19 protein-coding genes are annotated in these 22,278 nt (G+C 73.4%); 8 read left to right on the forward strand and 11 right to left on the reverse strand.

Annotated features, from left to right (window positions below; genetic code table 11):
- Positions 1-60: 60 nt before the first annotated feature.
- The gene (locus ACGFS9_RS00080) at positions 61-5,181 is read right to left on the reverse strand and encodes an ATP-dependent helicase (protein ID WP_393249116.1); all 5,121 of its coding nucleotides are present in this window, start codon (positions 5,179-5,181) and stop codon (positions 61-63) included.
- Positions 5,182-5,409: 228 nt separating this feature from the next.
- On the opposite strand from ACGFS9_RS00080, the gene ACGFS9_RS00085 reads away from it, so the two are divergent.
- Genes ACGFS9_RS00085 through ACGFS9_RS00095 form a run of 3 tightly spaced genes read left to right on the forward strand, consistent with a single transcriptional unit; the run spans position 5,410 to position 7,462 of the window.
- Positions 5,410-6,402 carry an AraC family ligand binding domain-containing protein gene (locus ACGFS9_RS00085; RefSeq protein ID WP_393249118.1) on the forward strand — a complete coding sequence of 331 codons (993 nt, stop codon included), beginning with the start codon at positions 5,410-5,412 and terminating at the stop codon, positions 6,400-6,402.
- Positions 6,354-7,157 carry an AzlC family ABC transporter permease gene (locus ACGFS9_RS00090; RefSeq protein ID WP_393250446.1) on the forward strand — a complete coding sequence of 268 codons (804 nt, stop codon included), beginning with the start codon at positions 6,354-6,356 and terminating at the stop codon, positions 7,155-7,157. Before ACGFS9_RS00085 ends, ACGFS9_RS00090 begins: the two co-directional genes overlap by 49 nt.
- Positions 7,154-7,462, forward strand: coding sequence for an AzlD domain-containing protein (locus tag ACGFS9_RS00095; protein ID WP_393249120.1), 309 nt, complete (start codon positions 7,154-7,156; stop codon positions 7,460-7,462). Before ACGFS9_RS00090 ends, ACGFS9_RS00095 begins: the two co-directional genes overlap by 4 nt.
- 187 nt (positions 7,463-7,649) lie before the next feature.
- On the opposite strand, the gene ACGFS9_RS00100 is transcribed toward ACGFS9_RS00095, so the two are convergent.
- A complete protein-coding gene (locus tag ACGFS9_RS00100; protein ID WP_393249122.1) occupies positions 7,650-8,594 on the reverse strand; it encodes a hypothetical protein in 945 nt (314 codons plus the stop codon).
- Positions 8,595-8,674: 80 nt separating this feature from the next.
- On the opposite strand from ACGFS9_RS00100, the gene ACGFS9_RS00105 reads away from it, so the two are divergent.
- Both ACGFS9_RS00105 and ACGFS9_RS00110 read left to right on the forward strand, forming a co-directional pair.
- Positions 8,675-8,869 carry a DUF3046 domain-containing protein gene (locus ACGFS9_RS00105; protein ID WP_393249124.1) on the forward strand — a complete coding sequence of 65 codons (195 nt, stop codon included), beginning with the start codon at positions 8,675-8,677 and terminating at the stop codon, positions 8,867-8,869.
- 104 nt (positions 8,870-8,973) lie between these two features.
- Positions 8,974-10,185: an AI-2E family transporter gene (locus ACGFS9_RS00110; protein ID WP_393249126.1), complete on the forward strand. Its 1,212-nt coding sequence runs from the start codon at positions 8,974-8,976 to the stop codon at positions 10,183-10,185.
- A gap of 3 nt (positions 10,186-10,188) precedes the next feature.
- Here ACGFS9_RS00110 and ACGFS9_RS00115 read toward each other — a convergent pair whose 3' ends face one another.
- Entirely contained in the window at positions 10,189-10,968 is a 780-nt protein-coding gene (locus ACGFS9_RS00115) for a hypothetical protein (protein ID WP_393249128.1), read from the reverse strand.
- A 359-nt stretch (positions 10,969-11,327) separates the two neighbouring features.
- Between ACGFS9_RS00115 and recA the strand changes: the two genes are divergently transcribed.
- The gene (recA, locus tag ACGFS9_RS00120; RefSeq protein ID WP_393249130.1) at positions 11,328-12,452 is read left to right on the forward strand and encodes a recombinase RecA; all 1,125 of its coding nucleotides are present in this window, start codon (positions 11,328-11,330) and stop codon (positions 12,450-12,452) included.
- A 3-nt stretch (positions 12,453-12,455) separates the two neighbouring features.
- Entirely contained in the window at positions 12,456-13,361 is a 906-nt protein-coding gene (recX, locus tag ACGFS9_RS00125) for a recombination regulator RecX (RefSeq protein WP_393249132.1), read from the forward strand.
- A gap of 363 nt (positions 13,362-13,724) precedes the next feature.
- Here recX and ACGFS9_RS00130 read toward each other — a convergent pair whose 3' ends face one another.
- The 8 genes from ACGFS9_RS00130 to ACGFS9_RS00165 all read right to left on the reverse strand — a co-directional run bounded on the left by ACGFS9_RS00130 (position 13,725) and on the right by ACGFS9_RS00165 (position 21,292).
- On the reverse strand, positions 13,725-14,183 hold the full coding sequence (locus ACGFS9_RS00130; RefSeq protein WP_393249134.1) for a rhodanese-like domain-containing protein: 459 nt from the start codon (positions 14,181-14,183) through the stop codon (positions 13,725-13,727).
- Positions 14,180-14,734, reverse strand: coding sequence for a cysteine dioxygenase (locus ACGFS9_RS00135; protein WP_393249136.1), 555 nt, complete (start codon positions 14,732-14,734; stop codon positions 14,180-14,182). The genes ACGFS9_RS00130 and ACGFS9_RS00135 overlap by 4 nt, the downstream gene beginning before the upstream one ends.
- Before the next feature lie 98 nt (positions 14,735-14,832).
- On the reverse strand, positions 14,833-15,303 hold the full coding sequence (locus ACGFS9_RS00140) for a putative leader peptide (protein ID WP_393249138.1): 471 nt from the start codon (positions 15,301-15,303) through the stop codon (positions 14,833-14,835).
- 657 nt (positions 15,304-15,960) lie between these two features.
- Entirely contained in the window at positions 15,961-17,706 is a 1,746-nt protein-coding gene (locus ACGFS9_RS00145) for an FAD-dependent monooxygenase (RefSeq protein WP_393250448.1), read from the reverse strand.
- A 173-nt stretch (positions 17,707-17,879) separates the two neighbouring features.
- Complete coding sequence (locus ACGFS9_RS00150; RefSeq protein ID WP_393249140.1) at positions 17,880-18,770, reverse strand: amino acid ABC transporter permease; 891 nt, start codon at positions 18,768-18,770, stop codon at positions 17,880-17,882.
- Complete coding sequence (locus ACGFS9_RS00155; protein ID WP_393249142.1) at positions 18,767-19,435, reverse strand: amino acid ABC transporter permease; 669 nt, start codon at positions 19,433-19,435, stop codon at positions 18,767-18,769. Before ACGFS9_RS00155 ends, ACGFS9_RS00150 begins: the two co-directional genes overlap by 4 nt.
- Before the next feature lie 152 nt (positions 19,436-19,587).
- Entirely contained in the window at positions 19,588-20,424 is an 837-nt protein-coding gene (locus ACGFS9_RS00160) for a glutamate ABC transporter substrate-binding protein (RefSeq protein WP_393249144.1), read from the reverse strand.
- A gap of 91 nt (positions 20,425-20,515) precedes the next feature.
- Entirely contained in the window at positions 20,516-21,292 is a 777-nt protein-coding gene (locus ACGFS9_RS00165; protein WP_393249146.1) for an amino acid ABC transporter ATP-binding protein, read from the reverse strand.
- Positions 21,293-21,582: 290 nt separating this feature from the next.
- On the opposite strand from ACGFS9_RS00165, the gene ACGFS9_RS00170 reads away from it, so the two are divergent.
- Entirely contained in the window at positions 21,583-22,269 is a 687-nt protein-coding gene (locus tag ACGFS9_RS00170) for a response regulator transcription factor (RefSeq protein WP_393249148.1), read from the forward strand.
- Positions 22,270-22,278: the final 9 nt, after the last annotated feature.

The raw sequence follows: 22,278 nt of genomic DNA on the forward strand, positions 1-22,278 counted from the left end.
ACGGCCGCGAGGCGGGGACGCGGCCCACGCGTGCGGGCAGGCCCGGCGGCCGGGAGGGCGTCAGGCCCGCAGCCGCAGCCCCCGCGGAGTGGCGACGAACCCCGCTGCCTCCAGAAGGGCGCCCAGGGGGGAGGTCAGCGCCGCCGTGCCGTTGACCCGCTCGACCGTCACGGTGCCGAGGGAGCCGGCGCGGGCCGATGCGGCCAGCGCCTCGGCGGCGGCCCGCAGGCGGGCGTCGTCGCTCACCGGGCCGTCCGGATCGGCGGGCCAGGCCAGCAGCGTCTTGCCGCCCCGCTCCATGTAGAGGGCGAGCTCCCCGTCGACCAAGACGACCAGGGACCCGGCTTTGCGGCCCGGCTTGTGGCCCGCCTCGGTCGGGGACTCCGGCCAGGGCAGGGCCGCCCCGTACGCGTTCGCCGGGTCGGCGGCGGCCAGCACGACCGCCGGGGAGACGGCAGGAGCGGCGGAACGCCTGCCGGGAACGCCACGGTCGGCGTCCGGGCGGCCGCTGCCGTACGGCGTCCAGGCCGGCGGACGGCCCGAGGCGTCCGGCGCCCTGGAGTCACCGGGCCCTCCGGCGCCGGCCGGGAAGGACGATGGTCCGTCGGGCCAGGGGGCCGAAGCGTGGTCGTCGGCGCCGTCGGGAGACGGAGCGCGGTCGTGGCGGTCGACGGAAGGTCCGGACCCGTCCGGTCCGCGGCCCTCGAGGAAGAACGCGTCGTGCCCGTCGCCGTCCGGAGCCGCCCGCCCGGGGCCGTCCCGGTGCCCGCCTGCGCCGGGGAACTCCGAGAGGTCCGGGAAGCCCGGAAGATCGGCCGGGCCGGCAGCGGACCACGGCCCGCCCGGCAGGCCGTGACCGGCGGGAAAGCCGTGGGCCTGCGGGGAGTCGTCGGGGAAACCGGACCCGCCCGGCGACCCGGGACCGATAGCGGAGCCGCCCCGCTCCCGGGCGTTCGCCGCCGCGCGCAGGCGGTCCACCGCCCCGTCCATGGCGAACTGGGCCGCGCCGAGACCCTCCACCACGTAGCCGCGACGAGCCTGACCGCTGTCCTCGAAGGCGGACAGGATGCGGTACACCGCGGAGAACCCCCCCTCCACGCCTTCCGCGGCGACGGCCCCCCTGGTCACCACGCCGTGCCGGTCGAGGAGGGTGTGGGCCAGGGCGTGGGCGCGCACGGTGGCGTCGGGCTCGCGCTCGGGCAGCAGCGACCAGCGGCCCGCCACGGTCGGCGGGCCGGTGCGCGACGTGGGGCGCGCGCCGCCCGTGAGGGAGCCGTAGCGTCCGCGCGGGACCGAGCGCCGGGCGCGGTGGGCGGTCGATCCCGCGGTACGCCCCGAGCCGAGCAGGGAACGCAGCGGGGCGAGCGTGTCGTTGGTGAGGCGGCCCGACCAGGCCAGGTCCCAGAGGGCGTCCGCGAACTGGGGGTCGGTGGCGTCGGGGTGGGTGGTGGCGCGCACCTGGTCGGCGATCTGGCGGAAGAACAGGCCGTAGCCGCCGCCGAGCGTGTCGAGGACCGACTGGTGCAGGGCCGTCAGCTCCAAGGGATGCGGCGCCGGAAGCAGCAGCGGAGCCGCGTCGGCCAGGTACAGCGAGACCCATCCGTCCTTGCCCGGGAGCGAGCCCGCCCCGGCCCAGACCACTTCACCGGCCGCCGTCAGCTCGTCCAGCAGCGCCGGGGTGTACCCGGCGACGCGGGACGGCAGCACCAGTCTCTCCAGCGCGGACGCCGGCACGGACGCGCCCTGCAACTGCTCGACGGCGCGCACCAGTCCGTCGGCGCCGCGCAGGCCGTGCCCTCTGCCGACGTGCTGCCACTGAGGCAGGAACTGGGCGAGCGCGGCCGGGGGCACCGGCTCCAGCTCGTGCCGCAGCGCGGCCAGGGAGCGCCGCCGCAGCCTGCGCAGGACGGCCGCGTCGCACCACTCCTGGCCGATGCCCGCCGGGTGGAACTCGCCCTGCACCACCCGTCCGCCGGCGGCCAGCCGGTGCAGCGCGCCGTCGGTGACCGCCGTACCGAGCCCGAAGCGCGCCGCGGCCGTCGTAGACGTGAACGGGCCGTGGGTGCGGGCGTACCGGGCGAGGAGGTCTCCGAGGGGGTCCTTCACCGGTTCGGTGAAGGCCTCCGGGACACCGACGGGCAGGGCGGTGCCGAGCGCGTCACGCAGGCGGCCCGCGTCCTCGACGGCCGCCCAGTGCTCGGCCCCGGCGATCCGCACGCGGATCGCGCGGCGGGCGGCGGCCAGCTCCTGCGCCCAGTGCGGCTCGGCTCCCCGCTCGGCCAGTTCGGCGGCCGTCAGCGGGCCGAGCATGCGCAGCAGATCGGCCACGCCCTCCACGTCCTTGATGCGCCGGTCCTCGGTGAGCCACTGCAGCTCGCTCTCCAGCTCGGCCAGCACGTCGGCGTCGAGCAGTTCGCGCAGCTCGGCCTGGCCGAGGAGTTCGGCCAGCAGCCGGGAGTCCAGCGACAGCGCGGCGGCGCGCCGCTCGGCCAGCGGGGAGTCGCCCTCGTACAGGAACTGGGCGACGTAGCCGAAGAGGAGCGAGCGGGCGAAGGGGGAGGGCTCGGGGGTGGTGACCTCCACGAGGCGCACGGCGCGGGACTCGATGTCGCCCATCAGCTCGGTGAGGCCCGGGACGTCGAAGACGTCCTGGAGGCACTCGCGGACCGCCTCGAGGACGATCGGGAACGAGCCGAACTCGCCGGCCACCTGCAGCAGCTGGGCGGCACGCTGGCGTTGCTGCCACAGCGGGGTGCGCTTGCCCGGGTTGCGCCGCGGGAGCAGCAGGGCACGCGCCGCGCACTCGCGGAAGCGGGCGGCGAACAGCGCGGAGCTGCCGACCTGGTCGGTGACGATCTGGTTGACCTCGCCCTTGTCGAAGGCGACGTCCCCCGCACCGACGGGAGCCCGGTCCGCGTCGTACTCCGACCCCGCTCGCGTGGGCGCCTGGTCGAGCAGGTCCATCCCCAGGAGGTCGGCGTCGGGCAACCGCAGCACGATGCCGTCGTCGGCGTGCATGACCTGGGCGTCCATGCCGTACCGCTCGGACAGCTTCGCTCCCAGCGCCAGCGCCCAGGGAGCGTGCACCTGCGCGCCGAACGGGGAGTGCACGACGACCCGCCAGTCGCCCAGCTCGTCGCGGAAGCGCTCGACCACGATCGTCCGGTCGTCCGGGATGTGCCCGCAGGCCTCGCGCTGCTCCCGGAGATACGCCAGGACGTTGTCCGCGGCCCAGGCGTCCAGCCCGGCCGCGAGGAGGCGGAGCCGGGCGTCGTCCTCGGGCAGGGAGCCGACCTCGCGGAGGAACGCGCCGACCGCGCGGCCCAGTTCGAGGGGGCGGCCGAGCTGGTCGCCCTTCCAGAAGGGAAGTCGGCCGGGGACACCGGGCGCGGGGGAGACCAGCACCCGGTCGCGGGTGATGTCCTCGATGCGCCAGGAACTCGTGCCGAGGGTGAACACGTCGCCGACCCGGGACTCGTAGACCATCTCCTCGTCGAGTTCACCGACCCGGCCGCCGCCCTTCTTGGGGTCGGCTCCGGCGAGGAAGACGCCGAAGAGCCCGCGGTCCGGGATGGTGCCGCCGGAGGTGACCGCGAGGCGCTGGGCGCCGGGGCGGCCGGTCACCGTGCCCGCGACGCGGTCCCAGACGACCCGGGGCCGCAGTTCCGCGAAGGCGTCCGAGGGGTAGCGTCCCGCGAGCATGTCGAGCACGGCCGTGAACGCCGACTCGGGCAGCGAGGCGAAGGGAGCCGCCCGCCGGACGGTCGTGATCAGGTCGTCGACCTGCCAGGTGTCGAGCGCCGTCATCGCGACGAGCTGCTGCGCCAGCACGTCCAGCGGATTGGCCGGAATCCGCAGGGACTCGATGGACCCCGTCCGCATCCGCTCGGTCACGACGGCCGCCTGCACCAGGTCCCCCCGGTACTTCGGGAACACCACACCCGTGGACACCGCGCCGACCTGGTGGCCCGCGCGGCCCACGCGCTGGAGCCCGGAGGCCACCGACGGCGGCGACTCGACCTGCACGACCAGGTCGACCGCGCCCATGTCGATGCCCAGTTCGAGACTGGAGGTGGCGACGACGGCCGGAAGGCGGCCGGCCTTCAGGTCCTCCTCGACCTGGGCACGCTGCTCCTTGGAGACCGAGCCGTGGTGGGCGCGCGCGATGACGGCGGGCACTCCCTGCACGGCGCCGGAGCCGCCCATCAGCTGCGCCGGGGAATGCGCCTCCTCCAGCGGTTCGCCGGTCGCCCGCTCGTGGGCGATCTCGTTGAGCCGGTTGCACAGGCGCTCCGCGAGCCGCCGGGAGTTGGCGAACACGATCGTCGAGCGGTGGGACTGGACGAGGTCGGTGATCCGCTCCTCGACGTGCGGCCAGATGGAGGGCTTCTCCGCACCGTCCTTGCCGTCGGCCGCAGGGGAGCCGCCCAGTTCGCCCAGGTCCTCCACCGGGACCACGACCGACAGGTCGAACTCCTTGCCGGACGGCGGCTGGACGATCTCCACCTTGCGGCGCGGCGAGAGATACCGGGCGACCTCGTCCACGGGGCGCACGGTCGCGGAGAGGCCGATGCGGCGGGCCGGCTTCGGCAGCAGCTCGTCGAGACGCTCCAGGGTGAGCGCGAGGTGGGCGCCGCGCTTGGTGCCCGCGACCGCGTGCACCTCGTCCAGGATCACCGTCTCGATGCCGGTCAGCGCGTCCCGGGCGGCCGACGTCAGCATCAGGAACAGCGACTCGGGGGTGGTGATGAGGATGTCCGGCGGACGGGTGGCCAGCGACCTGCGCTCGGCCGCCGGGGTGTCGCCGGAGCGGATGCCGACCTTCACCTCCGGCTCCGGCAGCCCGAGCCGCACCGACTCCTGCCGGATGCCGGTCAGCGGGCTGCGCAGATTCCGCTCCACGTCGACGGCCAGGGCCTTCAGGGGCGACACGTACAGCACACGGCAGCGCTTCCTGGGGTCCGCGGGCGGGGGCGTGGACGCCAGTTGGTCGAGCGCGGCGAGGAACGCCGCCAGCGTCTTGCCGGACCCGGTCGGGGCGACCACCAGCACGTCCGACCCCGCCCCGATGGCCGTCCACGCCCCGGCCTGGGCCGCGGTGGGCGCGGAGAACGCCCCCGAGAACCAACCGCGGGTCGCGGGGGAGAAGCCTGCGAGGGCCCGATGCGCGGAGCTGACCATGCGTCCATCCTGCACCCGCCCACCGACAATCGCCCTGAGCTGCGCGGATGGCGCGGACCCGGTCCGCCGCCCCGTCGCCCGGGCCGCCCGGACGACGGCCGCGAGGGCCCCTCTCGCGGCCCGCCGCACCGGCCCCGGGCGCGGATCGAATGCCCGGCCGGCGGGCGGTTCCCGCGGTGGAGCGGCTCCGGGCCGGGGGCTCCGGGCGAGGTGGCGGACAATGAGGAGGTGGCGGGTTCGGGACGGGAGCGGGCACGGCACTGGCGGTACGCGGAACTGCCCGGTGTCGACCTGCTGCGTGCCCGCTACGTCGAGAAGATCTTCGTCCGCCACACCCACGAGAACTTCGTGATCGCCGCCATCGACGAGGGCGTCGAGGTCTTCCACCACGGCGGAGCGGACCAGTACGCGGGACCCGGCACCCTGGCCCTCGTCAACCCCGACACCCCGCACACCGGACGTGCCGGAGTTCCCGAGGGCTGGCACTACGGGGCCGTGTACCCCTCCCCGGAACTGGTCGCCGAGATCGCCGCCGAGACCACCACCCTGCGCGGCACCCCCGGATTCACGCGGCCGGTGCTCGACGACCCCTACGCGGCCGGCCTGGTCCACCAGGTGCTCCGGGCCGCCGACGAGGGCAACGCGCTGGCCGCCGACACCCTGCTGCGGGTCGCCGTGACCCGGTTGCTGCGCCTGAACGGCGGGACCCTGCCGCAGCGCGCGCCACGGACCGCCGGCAGCCGGATCGCGGCCCGCGCGCGTGCCGTGCTGGAGGAGCGGATGGCCGCGCCGCCGACCCTGGAGCGGCTCGCCACCGACCTCGGCACCAGCCCCTTCGCGCTGCTGCGCGCCTTCCGGGCCGCCTACGGGATGCCGCCGCACACCTGGCTCACGGACGCTCGGGTACGCCGGGCCCGGCACCTCCTGGACGCCGGTTCCGCGCCCGCCGAGGCGGCCGTCGCGGTCGGCTTCACCGACCAGCCGCACCTCAACCGCCACTTCACCCGAAGCGTGGGCGTACCCCCGGGGGCGTACCAGCGCGAGCGCAAGAACGTACAAGACGGCGCGGGGTCCCTGCTCCTACCGTCGGGGACGTGGGAGAACAGACAACGCTCGCGGACCGCCGAGGTACGGCAGGCCGAAAACCCGACGCCGCCGTCGTCCGCGACGCCCTGGGAGTCGGCATCGCCGTCGGACTGTCCGGTTTCGCCTTCGGGGTGACGGCGGCGGGGAGCGGGCTCAGCCTGCTGCAGAGCTGTGCGCTCAGCCTCCTGGTGTTCACCGGCGCGTCCCAGTTCGCCCTGGTGGGGGCGCTCGCGGCCGGAGGCAACCCGCTCACGGCGGCGGCCGGCGCCTTCTTCCTGGGGGTGCGCAACGCCTTCTACGGGCTGCGCCTCTCGCAGCTCCTCGCCCTGCCGCGGACCGTGCGCCCGTTCGCTGCCCATTGGGTGATCGACGAGACCACGGCCGTCGCCCTGGCCCAGCCGAACCGTCGCGGCGTCCGGCTCGGCTTCACGGTCACCGGCCTGTCGCTCTACCTCCTGTGGAACCTCACCACCCTGCTCGGCGCGGTCGGCGCCGAGGCCATCGGGGACACCGACGCGTGGGGCCTCGACGCCGCCGGACCCGCCGTGTTCCTGGCGCTCCTCGCACCCATGCTGAAGACCACGACCGAACGCGCGGTGGCGGGCGTCGCCGTGCTGCTGGGCCTCGGCCTGCTGCCCGTGCTGCCCGCCGGGGTCCCGGTCCTGGCGGCGGCGCTCGCCGCCCCCGCCGTGCTGTACGTGACGGGCCGCGACCGCGCGCCCCGGGACGGCGGCCCGGCCGGCGGTGCACCGGAGTCCGGGGCCACCCGCCGGCCGGCGCCCCGGCCCGAAACCGCTGCCGGGGTCCGGCCCGGGCCCCGACCGGCAACCGGGCCGCAGGCAGACCTGCCCGACGGCACACCGCACGACGCACCGGGGGAAGACCGTTGACCGTCTGGATCGCCATCGGTGCCACCGCCGTCGGCTGCTACGCCGTCAAACTCATCGGCCTGCTCATCCCCGCCGGGGCCCTGGAACGGCCTCTCGTGCAGCGGCTCGCCGCCCTGCTGCCCGTCGCGCTGCTCGCGGCCCTCACGGCCCAGCAGACCTTCGCGGACGGGCAGACCCTGGTCGTGGACGCCAAGGCCGCCGGGCTCGCGGCGGCGGCCGTCGCCCTGATCCTGCGTGCCCCGTTCCTCCTGGTCGTCGCCGCCGCCGTGGCCGTGACCGCCGGGGTCCGCGCGTTCACGGGCTGAGCGGCCGTCGCGGCCGTGGGAGGCGGCGCCACGCGGACGTCGCGGCGCCTGGGCGCGGCTTAAGGCAGGGCTCGGCCGCGGGTCGGTGACGGGCGCCCGGCGCCGCCGCGCCCCTTCCCGAGGACACCGTGGAGAGGGGCGCGAGGGAGCGGTTCGCGGAGCCCGCCACGACGGCGCCGGCCCCGTGTCATCCGACGTGTCTGCCGTGGGCCCGGAGGGTGCGCAGTGCCTCGATCGTCACCATGGGACGGCTCTCCAGCGCGATCCCGGGCGCCCACCGGCGCCAGCGGATCGGCCAGCCGCCGTCCTCCTCCTGCTCGGCCGCGAGGTGGTCCAGGGAGCGCCGCATCTCCTCGTCCGTGAACCACGCGCGCGCGAGGGAGCCCGGGGTGCGCGCGTAGTCGTGCGGGAAGTGGTGCTCGCCCTCCGCGTAGCCGGGTGCGACGGGAAACGCGGCCAGGTTCCCGGGGTCGAGTGCGGCGAGATGCTGCTCGCGGACCAGGCGCCCGAGCCGGTCCGCACTCGCCTCCGCGCGAGGCCGGTCGGCCGCCGAGTCGAGGAAGGCGACCGCCGCCTCGATCTCGTACGGGTGGGACCGCTCCAGTGACTCGATCTCCCGCCAGCAGAAGTCGGTGGCGCGGAACAGCCACGCGTGCCACACCTCGTTGCGGTGCAGCAGGCCCACCACCGGGCCGGTGGCGAGCAGCTCGCCCGGCGGGTCGTCGACGATCGGGAGGAAGGGCGCGGCCGGGTAGCCGCGCTGGGCGGGACGGATCGCCGGCAGCGCGCCGTCGGCCGTCGACACGGAGGTGAGGTAGCGGCACACCCGCTCGGCCCGCTGCCCGCCGCACCGCCCGATCGCGTCGAGGACCCGCAGGGCGTGCGCGGTGTGCAGCGGCTGGCTGACGGGACCGCGCAGATCGGGTTCGAGCGCGTGGCCGTACCCTCCGTCGTCGTTGCGGTAGGCGGACAGCGCGGTCTCCACGGCGTCGGCGCCGCCGCCGAGGAAGTGGTGGGCGAAGCGCCGCTGTTCCAGCACGCGCGCGGTGAGCCAGATGAAGTGCTCGGCGCGTGCGAGCGGTGAACGCGCCGGGGGCGTCGGGGGGAGTGGGGAAGCTCCGGTTTCGGCCATGGATCAGACCGTAGGGCGGAAAGCGGTGTCGGCACGCGGTCCTGGGACGGGCCACCCCCCAGGGGCGGGATACTGGTGTCATGCGGTTGACGGTCTTCTGGCAGCGAATGGCTGATCATTTCGGCGCGGGATACGCCGACACCTTCGCGCGCGATCACGTGATGGCGGAACTCGGCGGGCGCACTGTCAACGAGGCGCTGGACGCCGGCTGGGAGGCGAAGGACGTCTGGCGCGTGGTGTGCGCGTCCATGGGCGTTCCCCACGAGAAGCACTGACGGGTCACCGACGGGGGCCCGGTTCGGAGGCGGCCGGACCTCGGGCGGGCATCGAACGAGGGGGACCGGAACCGATTGTCGGTGGCGTGGGCGAAACTTGCTCCGTGGCCCCCACAGACGAGAACACGCAGGTCGGTCGGCAGGCATCCCCGCCCGTCACGACGCCCCCGGACCCGCCGCCCGCGGGCGGCGTCGCGCGGGACGGCCGGATGCCGCGTTGGCTGCCGCGCGCCATGGTGCTCGCGCTCGCGCTCATCGCGTCGTTCCAGCTGGGCAGTTGGGCGTTCCACCAGCTCACCGGCCTGCTGATCAACATCTTGATCTCGTTCTTCCTGGCCCTCGCGATAGAACCCGCGGTGAGCTGGATGTCCGCGCGGGGCCTGCGCCGGGGGCTGGCCACCTTCCTCGTGTTCCTCGGTGCCCTGATCCTGACCGCCGGCTTCGTCGCGCTGCTCGGCTCGATGCTCGCCGGCCAGATCATCAAGATGGTCGAGGGATTCCCGGACTACCTCGACTCCGTGATCAGCTGGATCAACGGGCACTTCCACACCGACCTGCGGCGGGTCGACATCCAGGACAGCCTGCTCCACTCGGCGTGGCTGCGGAAGTACGTGCAGAACAGCGCCACCGGCGTCCTGGACGTCTCCGGCCAGGTTCTGGGCGGGCTCTTCCAGCTCCTGACGGTCGGGCTGTTCTCCTTCTACTTCGCCGCCGACGGGCCGCGACTGCGGCGCGCCCTGTGCTCGGTGCTGCCGCCGACCCGTCAGGCCGAGGTGCTGCGCGCCTGGGAGATCGCCGTCGACAAGACCGGCGGGTACCTGTACTCGCGCGGTCTGATGGCGCTGATCTCCGGAGTGGCGCACTACATCCTGCTGGAGGCGCTCGATGTGCCCTACGCGCCGGTGCTCGGCGTCTGGGTCGGCCTGGTCTCGCAGTTCATCCCGACCATCGGAACCTATCTCGCGGGCGCCCTGCCCATGCTGATCGCCTTCACCGTGGACCCCTGGTACGCGCTGTGGGTGCTCGTCTTCGTCGTGATCTACCAGCAGTTCGAGAACTACGTGCTGCAGCCCAAGCTGACCTCCAAGTCGGTGGACATCCATCCGGCGGTCGCCTTCGGGTCCGTCATCGCCGGAACGGCGCTCCTCGGCGCCGTCGGCGCCCTGATCGCCATCCCCGCGGTCGCCACCCTCCAGGCGTTCCTCGGGGCCTACGTGACGCGCTACGACGTCATGGACGACCCGCGGGTCCAGGGACATCGCAGGCGCGGTTCGGAAGGGCTCCTCACCCGCGTGCGTCGCCTGCTCGACCGGTGAGGCTCACCAGGTGAGCACCGCGTCGGCGCCGGCGGCGAGGACGGCGACGGCGTAGCAGCCCACCGCCGCGTACAGGACGCGCCCCTTGGCCCGTTCGCTCCAGCCGGTGCGGGACAGCAGCCAGGCGACCGCGGGCAGTACCAGTACGGCGTGCAGGCTCACCCCGTGCAGCGGCTTCAGCGGGGCGGTCGACCGGTAGGCGTCCTCCTGACGGTCCGTGCGCGCCAGGACGGCGCCGCGCGCGATCATCGCGACGCCCGAGGCCAGGGCGACGAGCAGGATCGCGAACCCGGACCGCAGGGCGAGCGGCATGCCCCAGGGCCCCGCGGGCCTGCTCCGGAACGACGCGAGCGCGAACACGGTCAGCACCGCGACCAGCACGCCGCCGCCCACGGCGAGGGTCAGGGACACCGCCGTGTCGAAACCGGTCTCCATGTCGAGGTGCGACGGCACGCGGCGCCACGCCTGGAGGGTGATCCCGCCGACCTCCACCACGCAGTCCGCCGCGAACACCGCGAGCAGCACCGTGCGCAGCCGCCTGCCCAGGCGCAGGAACGACGCGACCCAGGTGACCGCCATGAGCGTCAGGCCGAAGGAGAGCCCGAAGGTGACGGGCTTGCGCCAGGACACCGGACCGTCCCAGGGCCCGCCGTCGACGGCGAACACCAGCAGGTGCACGCATCCCGACAGGACGAGCACCGCGCCCGTCGCGTGGCAGAGCCGCTCGACCGGGCGGAGCCCGGGAGCCGGCGGAGTCGTGGGGCGGCCCCGTGTCGCTTCCATGGCGCACAGCCTGCCGGGAGACCTCCCGGCCGTCGTCGTACGGCCGGAGGCACCGGGGCTACGCCTCGGGGAGCAGTCCGGCACGGGGGCGCGGCGGGCCCGGCGCGGGGCGGAATCCGGGGCGTTGTCCGAGCGCGACCGTAGTCTCGGAGGTGTCGCGTGGTGCGCTTGACACGAAAATCGAACATCCATTCTTATGGATGTTCCGGCGAGGGCCTTTCCGAGGATGTCGGGCAGGGCTTTCGTGCGGATGTGCCCGAGTTATCCACAGGCCGGCCGGGCGTCGGGGCGCATTGTCAGTGGCAGGCGTTAGCGTCTTTGACGTGAAGCGATCGACTCAAGCAAACCGGGTGGAACCCATGGCAGGAACCGACCGCGAGAAGGCGCTCGACGCCGCGCTCGCGCAGATTGAACGGCAGTTCGGCAAGGGCGCCGTGATGCGCCTGGGCGAGCGGCCGAATGAGCCCGTCGAGGTCATCCCCACCGGGTCGACCGCGCTCGACGTCGCCCTCGGCGTCGGCGGGCTTCCGCGCGGCCGCGTGGTCGAGGTCTACGGCCCGGAGTCCTCCGGCAAGACGACCCTGACCCTGCACGCCGTGGCGAACGCGCAGAAGGCCGGCGGCCAGGTGGCGTTCGTGGACGCCGAGCACGCCCTCGACCCCGAGTACGCGAAGAAGCTCGGTGTCGACATCGACAACCTCATCCTGTCCCAGCCGGACAACGGCGAGCAGGCCCTGGAGATCGTGGACATGCTGGTCCGCTCCGGCGCGCTCGACCTCATCGTCATCGACTCCGTCGCGGCCCTGGTGCCGCGCGCGGAGATCGAGGGCGAGATGGGCGACTCGCACGTGGGTCTCCAGGCCCGCCTGATGAGCCAGGCCCTGCGGAAGATCACCAGCGCGCTCAACCAGTCGAAGACCACCGCGATCTTCATCAACCAGCTGCGCGAGAAGATCGGCGTGATGTTCGGTTCGCCGGAGACCACGACCGGTGGCCGGGCGCTCAAGTTCTACGCCTCGGTGCGACTCGACATCCGCCGCATCGAGACGCTCAAGGACGGCACCGACGCGGTCGGCAACCGCACCCGCGTCAAGGTCGTCAAGAACAAGGTCGCACCCCCCTTCAAGCAGGCCGAGTTCGACATCCTCTACGGACAGGGCATCAGCCGCGAGGGCGGCCTGATCGACATGGGCGTGGAGAACGGCTTCGTCCGCAAGGCCGGCGCCTGGTACACGTACGAGGGCGATCAGCTCGGTCAGGGCAAGGAGAACGCCCGTAACTTCCTGAAGGACAACCCCGACCTCGCCAACGAGATCGAGAAGAAGATCAAGGAGAAGCTGGGCGTCGGCGTGAAGCCCGAGGAGCCCGCCGCCGCGCCCGGCACGGACGCCGCCGTCGCGGCCGCTCCGGACGATGCGGCGAAGGCGGTCGCCGCCCCGGCGGCCAAGGCCACCAAGTCGCGGGCCGCGGCGGCCAAGAGCTAGTCCATGACACGGCGAACCGACTGGGCCGAGTACACCTCTCCCGTGGTCCCCGCGCGGCCGGGGCAGGGACACGGCGGAGGCGACGGTGGCCCGGACGGAGACGGTGACCGGACGTACGGCGGAGCCGGAGGGTCCGGCGGCCGGCGGTACGGCTCCGGCGGCGGGTTCGGGGACGCGTTCGGTTTCTCCGCCGACGAGCACGCCGACGCGGGGCCGGACGACGGCGGTGCGCCGTTCGGCGCCCGGAGAAGCGGTTCCGACGGGGCGCGGCGCGGCGGAGGACGCTCCGCCGCGGGGCCGCGCGGTGGACGAGGGCGTCGGAGACGCGGCGGATTCGGCGAGCCGTCCGACGACCCGCAGGACGGAGGCTCCCCTTCCTCGTCGAGGGCCGAGAAGAGGGAGCCTCCCAGGGACCCGGCCGAGCAGGCGCGAGCGATCTGCCTGCGTCTGCTCACCGGGACCCCGCGCACGCGGAAGCAGCTCGCCGACGCCCTGCGCAAGCGGGAGATCCCGGACGCGGTGGCGGACGAGGTGCTGTCACGGTTCGAGGAGGTCGGGCTGATCAACGACGGCGCCTTCGCCGAGGCATGGGTCGAGTCCCGCCACCACGGCCGCGGGCTGGCCCGGCGCGCCCTCGCCCAGGAGCTGCGGACCAAGGGGGTCGAGCCGACACTGATCGACGAGGCCGTCGGGCAGCTGGATTCCGAGCAGGAGGAAGCGACCGCGCGCGACCTGGTCGACCGCAAGCTGCGTTCCACCCGGGGACTCGATCGCGACAAGCGGCTGCGCCGTCTCGCGGGCATGCTCGCCCGCAAGGGCTACTCCCAGGGCCTGGCCCTGCGCGTGGTCCGGCAGGCACTGGAGGAAGAGGGCGAGGACACCGAAGGGCTGATGGACGAGGGGTTCTGAGCGGGGCAGGAGGCCGGAGCCGGAGGAGCCGGCTCAGCCGGCTCGACATCGCGTGTTCCGAGCCGACCGTGAGGCACGGCGGCACGAGACACGGAGCCGTGGGAGCGCAGGCCGAACGCGCACCGGGGAGTCGGGGTTGTCGGCTTCGCAGAACACTGCGGCGATAGGTCGAGGGCAGAACACCGATGGCGTGGACCGGAACCGCGGGCGCGTCGTCGATGTCACGGGCGATGAACACGGTGGACGCGCGGGGGCGCCGATCGCGTTCGACGCCCGGACGCACGGCGGCGGGTCCGTCCGCGCCCGGCCGAAGCCGGTGACGGACGGACCCGCCCCCTGCCGACGGCCCTGCCGGGCGGGGGATCAGTCCGCGGAACCCGCCCCCGCGCCGGTTTCCGGGGCCGTCTCGGGGCGCGGCTCGACGGCGGGGGCCGTGACGGGGAGTCCGGCCGCCTTCCACGCTTGGAAACCGCCGATCAGATCGGTCGCCCGGTGCAGCCCCAGCCGGTGCAGGGACGCGGCGGCGAGACTCGACGCGTACCCCTCGTCGCACACCACCACGACCTTCAGGTCGTGGTGCGTGGCCTCCGGCGCGCGGTGGCTGCCGTCGGGGTCGAGCCGCCATTCCAGTTCGTTGCGCTCCACGACCAGGGCGCCGGGGATCAGCCCGTCACGGTCGCGCAGGGCCTGGTACCGGGTGTCGACCAGCAGGATCTCGCCGGCGCGCACGGCGTCGTGGGCGTCCGCGGCGTCCATCCGGTCGAGGCCGGAGCGAACCTGCTCCAGCAAGGCGTCGATGCCGACGCGGGGTGAGGTGCTCACTGCCAGTCCTCCGGACGTTCGACGTGCTCCAGGCGCAGCACCCGACCGGTGCGGCTGTAGCGGCGGATCTGCGGGAGCGGGGGGTGGTAGGCGTGCACGGAGATCGCGTGGGCGTCGGCGGACGCGTTCAGGACCTCGTGTACGTGGTGGCGGCCGAAGGAACGGCCCGTGCCGGCGGGCAGGTTCCGCTCCCGGTCGATGCCGTCGGCGAGTTCGAGGGTCTTCCAGCCGTCGGCGGGGAGCCGCGCGGCGAGCGCACTCTCCCGCAGTTCACCGGACGCGGTGACGAAGGCGCCCACCGACTCGGCGTGGTCGTGCCAGCCGGTGCCCGTGCCGGGCGGCCAGCCGATGAGCCAGGCCTCGCTGCCGCCGGGGCCTGCGAGCCGCACCCAGGTCCGTCCCTCGGGGTCGAGGGGCAGCGAGGCGACGAGTTCGGCGTCGGCTGCCGTGCGGCGCACGAAGTCGAGGAGGTCGGCCCGGCTGGGGGCGCCGGACGGAGCGGGGGTGGCGGCAGGCGCCGGGGCGGCGGGCGTGCCGGGTGGAACGGGCATGGCGGAGGGAGGGGAGGAGGCAGACACTCGGACCGTCCTGGGGTCGCGGGGAGTGCGCGCGAGGGCAGGGGAGTGCGGCGCGCGGGAAGGGGGGCGAGTCAGCAGGACGGACGACACACGCAGCCCGCGTAGCGGAGGAGGTCCATATGGACCCTCCGCCACAGGCGCACACAGGTGTCGGTCACGGTCCGGAGTAGACCACGCTGGTGGAAGGCGGTCAACCGACCGCCACCCTGTGGACCGCCAACGGTCGACCGCCGAGCCCCGGCCGTCGACCGTTGAGTGCCGACGACCGAGCCTTGGCCGCCGAGCGCCGAGCGCCGAGTGCCTGCCGACGTGTGCGCGCATCGACCACCGAGCCTCGGCCGATAGCGCGCCGAGTCCCGGCCCGTCGACCGCCGAGCCTTGGCCGGTGAGGGCCGACCGCCGAGTGTCTGCCGACGTGTGCGCGCTATCGACCACCGAGCCTCGGCCGATAGCGCGCCGAGTCCCGGCCCGTCGACCGCCGAGCCTTGGCCGGTGAGGGCCGACCGCCGAGTGCCTGCCGACGTGTGCGGGCTATCGACCACCGAGCCTCGGCCGATAGCGCGCCGAGTCCCGGCCCGTCGACCGCCGAGTCCCGGCCCGTCGACCGCCGAGCCATGGCCGGTGAGTCCCGGCCGTCGATCGGCGAGTTCCGACCGTCCGCCGCGACCCGTCGACCGTCCGGCGACCGAGGCCGCCCGTCACCCGCCGACCGTCCGCCGCCACCCGCCACCCGCCACCCGCCACCCGCCCGGCGACCGAGGCCGGCCGTCGCCCGCTGACCGTCTGGCAATCGACCGCCGACCCCGCCTTTCCCGGCGCTGCCCGGCCCTGGTGCGCGTCTTCCGGCCGGCGGGCTTCTGCTTCGGGGCAGGGGCCCGTGGACCCTGCCGTCGGCGGGGGTGCGCATCGGCCTGCGGCCTCCGGGCAGCCTCGGGCCGGTGATCCCGGCAACGGCGTTGGACCGGGACGGGACTCGCCGCCGCCTCCGTCCGGTACGCACCGCCCGCGCCTCGTGTGGTGCTTCCCGGGTGGTAACCGCCGCTCGGTGGCCGCCTCCGCGCGGACGCGATCCCGAGTGGTGCGGACGGATTGTCCGCACCGTGCGCCGTCGGGCGCGGCCGGTGCCTGCCTCCGCTCCGCCTCCGCGGTGTGGCCGCCCCCGCCCCGCCGGGCGCGGGGCCGCTGCCGCCGCCCGGGTGTCAGCGGTGTCCGGCGGTCGCCTCCGTGGTGGCCTCGGCCGGGGCCGGACCGCCGATGGCCGCTTCGGCCGCCTCGTACAGATCGGCCGGCCTGACCCCGTTGAGCGCGGTGACCAGATGGCCGTCGGGCCGGACGAGGAGCACCGTGTGCGCGGACGCTCCCGGGTAGCTCTCCGCGACGAGCAGCTCGGCGGGGTGGGGGAGCGCGGTCACGGCGGCGGCGAGCCGGGGCATGACGCCGGCGGTGACCCAGTGCTTGCGTTCCCACACACCGGTGCCCGGCGCGATCAGCACGACGAGCAGGACCCCGCGCCCGAGCCGTTCCCGCAGCGGCACGAAGGAACCGTCCTCCGCGGTGACCCGCACGTCGGTGACCGGGGCGCCGGGCTCGGTGGCGACGGGCGCCCGGGAGTCGGCGGGCGGCGGGGCGAGCGGCGAGTCGGCGTAGGTGCCCGGCGCGCCGAGCGGCCCACGCCCGAGGTGACCGTCCGTGAGGAGCGCGTCGTGCCCCCGGGCGGCGCCGGGCAGGTGGAGACGCAGGCCGCCGCCTCCGCGCAGCAGGGGCAGGGCCTGATCGGCGGCGCGCAGCCGCGACGCGACCGCGGCCCGCCGCTCGGTCTGGTAGCTGTCGAGCAGGGCGTCGTGCGGACCGTGGTGCCAGGCGAGCGCCAGCTTCCACGCGAGGTTGTCCGCGTCCCGGAGCCCCTCGTCCAGCCCCTGCGTGCCGAGGGCGCCGAGCAGGTGGGCGGCGTCCCCGGCGAGGAAGACCCGCCCGGCACGCCACCGGCGGGCGAGCCGGTGGTGCACGGTGTGGACGCCGGTGTCCAGCAACTCGTACGGCGGGGTGGAACCGCCGCTCCAGCCGCCGAGGGTCTCCCTGATCCGCGCCACCAGCAGGTCGGGGGTGACCAGGTCCTTGCTCTGGGGCAGCAGCCAGTCCAGCCGCCACACGTCCCCGGCGAGCGGGCGGGCGGTCACCTCTCCGGCGGAGGGGCCGGAGGTGCGCCACGGGGGCAGGCGGTGCAGTACGGCTTCGCCGGGCCGGGGCAGCTCGGCGCGCAGGGCCGCCACGGCGTGCCGTTCGACGGCGGTACGGCCGGGGAAGCGGATGTCCTGCAGTTTGCGCACGGTGGAGCGCGGACCGTCGCAGCCGACCAGGTAACTGCCGCGCCAGTAGGTTCCGTTGGGGCCGCGGGTGTGTGCCGTGACGCCCGACGTCTCCTGTTCGACGGAGTCGACGCGGCTGTCGGCGGCGAGCCGGACGAGCCGTTCGTGGACGATCGCCTCGCGCAGGGCGCCGGTCAGCTCGTGCTGGGCGATGTGCAGCGGAGCGTCGAGTTCCTCCGCCGGAGCCGGGCCGTCCGTGCTCCGGGACGGGTCCGCGCCGCGCGCGGTGGCGGCCCCCCGAGGGCCGTCACCGCCGGCGGTCCCCGCGTCCCGGGGGCCGTAGCCGTGCGGGCCGGTGTCCGCGGCGGCCCGCGTGCCGAAGGAGATCTCGCGCATCACCTGCCTGCGCCGCATCGACCGCCATCCGGCCCAACGCAGACCGGTGTCGTCGAGCCGGCGGCCGGTGAGCCTCTCGACGAGCGCCGCCGTGTCCTCGCGCAGCACCACGGTCCGGGCGAGCCGCTGCTCGTCCTTGCCGGGCCCCTCGTCGAGGACGACGGAGGGGACTTCCTGGCGGGCCAGCGCAAGGGCGAGCACGAGCCCGACGGGCCCTGCTCCGACGATGATCACCGGGTCCACGGCGCGGTGCCCCCTGCCCGGAGCGGTGTCCTCGGGGACGTACGGGAACAGGCAGGTGGGGCGGGGTGCACGATCACAGAACGTATGCAACCCATTGCCGGTGCTTGCGTCAAGTGACGAGGGCAGTGGCGATCATGCCACTGCCCTCGCGTACCACCCGGATTGACTGCTTGTCAGATACCGCCGCCCGCACCGGTACCGGCGGTCCCCGCGACCGAGGCGTCGTCCGCGGGGAGCACCGTGCCGGTCGACTTCTTGCCGCGGCGCAGCCGTGCCTCCAGCCACGAGGCGAAACTGGTGATCGAGAAGTTCACGACGATGAAGATGACGGCGACCACGATGAAGCTCGGGACGACGTTGGCGTAGTTGGCCGCGAGCGTGCTGCGCGCGGTCAGGAGTTCGGCGTACCCGATCATCACGCCGCCCAGTGCCGTGTCCTTCACGATGACGACCAGCTGGCTGACGATCGCCGGCAGCATCACCGTCACCGCCTGCGGCAGCAGGATGCTGCTCATCGTCTGGCCCTTGCGCAGGCCGACGGCGTAGGCGGCCTCCGTCTGGCCCTTGGGCAGAGCGAGGATGCCGGACCGGACGACCTCGGCGAGCACCGAGGCGTTGTACAGCACCAGGCCGGTGACGACGGCGTAGAACGGGCGGTCCTCGCTGGGGATGCCGGCGGAACGGGCGAACAGCTCGTTCGCGAACAGCATCAGCAGCAGGACGGGGATCGACCGGAAGAACTCGACCACGGCTCCGGCCGGAACGCGCACCCATCGGTGGTCGGACAGGCGTGCGATGCCGAAGAGGGCACCCAGCGGCAGGGCGATCACCATGCTGAGGGCGGCGGCCTTCAGGGTCCCGAGGAGGCCCGGCCACAGATAGGTGGACCAGGCGTTCGCCGTGGTGAAGGGCTCCCACAGCGCCCACTTGAGCTGGTTCTTGTCGTCCATGGCCCGCCAGATCCACCACAGGAACAGGCCGAGCAGGACGACGAAGACCACCGAGAGGACGACGTTGCGGCGCCGGGCCCGGGGGCCGGGGGCGTCGTAGAGGACGGAGGTCATCGCTTCACCGCCATGCGCTTGCCGAGCCAGCCGAGGAGGAGGCCGGTGGGGAGGGTCAGGACCACGAACCCGAAGGCGAAGACGAGGGCGATGAGCAGGGTCTGCGCCTCGTTCTCGATCATCTCCTTCATCAGGGTGGCGGCTTCGGCCACACCGATGGCCGCGGCCACGGTCGTGTTCTTGGTGAGCGCGATCAGCACGTTGGCCAGCGGGACGATGACGGAGCGGAACGCCTGCGGCAGCACGATCAGCCGTAGCGTCTGGCTGAAGCCGAGCCCGATCGCCCGGGCCGCCTCCGCCTGGCCGACCGGCACGGTGTTGATGCCGGAGCGCAGCGCCTCGCACACGAACGCCGCCGTGTAGGCCACGAAACTGAGGACGGCGAGCCGGAAGCCCTGGAGCTTGAAGTCGTCGGAGGCGCCCATCGTCACGCCGAAGATGTCGGCGAGGCCGAGCGAACTGAAGACGACGATGACCGTCAGCGGGATGTTGCGGACGATGTTCACGTAGGCGGTGCCGAACCCGCGCATCAGCGGGACCGGGCTGACCCGCATCGCGGCGAGCAGCGTGCCCAGGACGAGGGAGCCGATGGCGGAGTAGACGGTGAGCTGCACCGTCGTCCAGAACGCCCCGAGGACGTCATAACCTTGAAGAAAGTCGAACACGATCTCCCGCGCTTCCGGGTGGTGGCGTACGTGGCGGACGCGGCGCGCCGCCGCCGTGATCGCGGCGGGCGGCGGCGCACCTGCGGAACCTCGCGCGAACCGCGGATTCCTGCGTTACCTGAAGGCCCCTGCGTCGGCAGGCGACCCGCGGGCTACTGGACGATCACGCCGATCTTCGGGGCGGGCTCGTTCTTGTACTCGGCCGGGCCGAAGTTCTTGTCGACCGCCTTCTGCCAGGCGCCGTCGCTGACCATCTTCTCCAGCGCGGCGTTGATCTTCTTCTCCAGGGCGGAGTCGCCCTTCTTGATGCCGATGCCGTAGTTCTCGTTGCTCAGCTTGAGGCCGGCGAGCTTGAACTGGCCCTTGTACTTGTCCTGCGCGGCGAAGCCCGCGAGGATCGAGTCGTCGGTGGTCACGGCGTCGACGGCGCCGCTCTGGAGCCCGGCGATGCACTCCGAGTAGCCGCTGTACTCGCGCAGGTTCGCCTTGGGGGCGATCGTCTTCTTGACGTTCTGCGCCGACGTCGAGCCGGTGACCGAGCAGAGCTTCTTGCCGTTGAGGTCGTCGCCCTTGGCGATCTTCGAGTCGGACTTGACCAGCAGGTCCTGGTGGGCCAGCAGGTACGGGCCGGCGAAGTCCACCTTCTGCTTGCGCTCGTCGGTGATCGAGTAGGTGGCCGCGATGAACTTCACGTCGCCGCGGGCGAGCGCGTTCTCCCGGTCGGCGCTCTTGGTCTCGACGAAGTCGATCTGGTCGGGCTTGTAGCCGAGCTCCTTGGCCACGTAGGTCGCGACGTCCACGTCGAAGCCGGAGAAGGAGCCGTCCGGCTGCTTCAGGCCGAGACCGGGCTGGTCGTACTTGATGCCGACCTTGATCTTGCCGCCGCCCGAGGAACCGCTGTCGTCCTTGTCGTCCGAACCGCACGCCGTGGCGGTGGCGGTGAGGGCGAGGACGGCGGCCGAGGCGGCGATGACCCTGGAGAGCTTCATGGTGAACATCCTTTGCGTGGTGAAGAGGTACGGGCTGTCGAAGGGTGCACCCGGCGCGGGGTGACGTGTGGGACTCCGCTCCGGGCGGCGGTCAGTGGTGCAGGATCTTCGACAGGAAGTCCTTGGCACGGTCGCTGCGCGGATTGCTGAAGAACTGGTCCGGCACGGCCTCCTCGACGATGCGGCCGTCGGCCATGAACACGACGCGGTTCGCGGCCGAGCGGGCGAAGCCCATCTCGTGCGTGACCACGATCATGGTCATGCCGTCCCGGGCGAGCTGCTGCATGACCTCCAGCACCTCGTTGATCATCTCGGGGTCCAGAGCCGAGGTCGGCTCGTCGAAGAGCATGACCTTCGGGTCCATCGCCAGCGCCCGGGCGATCGCCACGCGCTGCTGCTGGCCGCCCGAGAGCTGCGCCGGGTACTTGTCCGCCTGGGTGCCGACACCGACACGGTCCAGCAGGGCGCGGGCCTTCTCCTCCGCGGCCTTCCGGTCGGTCTTGCGGACCTTGGTCTGCCCCAGCATCACGTTCTCGAGCACGGTCTTGTGCGCGAAGAGGTTGAAGGACTGGAAGACCATGCCCACGTCGGCCCGGAGCCGGGCGAGCGCCTTGCCCTCCTGGGGCAGCGGCCTGCCGTCGATCGAGATGTCGCCCGAGTCGATGGTCTCCAGGCGGTTGATGGTGCGGCAGAGGGTGGACTTCCCGGACCCGGACGGCCCGATGACCACGACGACCTCACCGCGGGTGATCGTCAGGTCGATGTCCTGGAGTACGTGCAACGCGCCGAAGTGCTTGTTGACGCTCTTCAGGACGACCAGCTCGTCGGTCCCGGCCAGGTCGTCCTCGGCCGGCGATACTTTGGTCATCGCTTCTGGGCTCCGTCCTCCTCGGTTTCGGAGGACAGTAGTGACCCGGCACGACCAGCGTCATTACATCTGAGGTGAACTTGAGCATCACGATCCGGTAGCAATCGCCCACATGTCGTAGTGGCTCGTACGGATGTGCGTACCGGGTGCATAACGGTCCCCGCACGCAACCCGAAGGCCCTTGACGCCGTCCTTGTCCATCGGCGTGACTTCCCTTTTGGTGCGCGCGCCCGTGCACCGAAGACCCTGCACACCGAGACCGTACCGACGATGAACCGGAGGGGGCCGGAATGAGACTGCTGCTCGTCGAGGACGACAACCACGTCGCCGCGGCCCTGTCCGCCGTGCTCGCACGGCACGGCTTCCACGTCACGCACGCCCGCAGCGGCGAGGAGGCCCTGCAGGCGCTCGTCCCGGACAGCGACGGATTCGGCGTCGTCCTGCTCGACCTCGGACTGCCCGACCAGGACGGATACGAGGTCTGCGGGAAGATCCGCAAGCGCACCGCCACCCCCGTGATCATGGTGACCGCGCGCGCGGACGTCCGCTCCCGTATCCACGGCCTCAACCTCGGCGCCGACGACTACGTGGTGAAGCCGTACGACACCGGGGAACTGCTCGCCCGCATCCACGCCGTCGCCCGGCGCACCGCCCACGACGACAGCCTCGCTCCCGGCGAGGACGCGCTGGTGCTCGGTTCCGTCCGCATCGAGCTCCCCAACCGGCAGGTCACCGTCGACGGCGCCGCCGTCCAGCTCACCCGCAAGGAGTTCGACCTGCTCGCGCTCCTCGCCCAGCGCCCCGGCGTCGTCTTCCGCCGCGAGCAGATCATCAGCGAGGTGTGGCGCACCAGCTGGGAGGGGACCGGGCGCACCCTGGAGGTGCACGTCGCCTCGCTGCGCTCCAAGCTGCGCATGCCGGCCCTGATCGAGACCGTGCGCGGCGTCGGCTACCGGCTCGTCGCCCCCGCCGGATAGCGGGCCCGG

This window comes from Streptomyces sp. NPDC048566 (genome assembly GCF_043199735.1).
Lineage (GTDB): Bacteria > Actinomycetota > Actinomycetes > Streptomycetales > Streptomycetaceae > Streptomyces.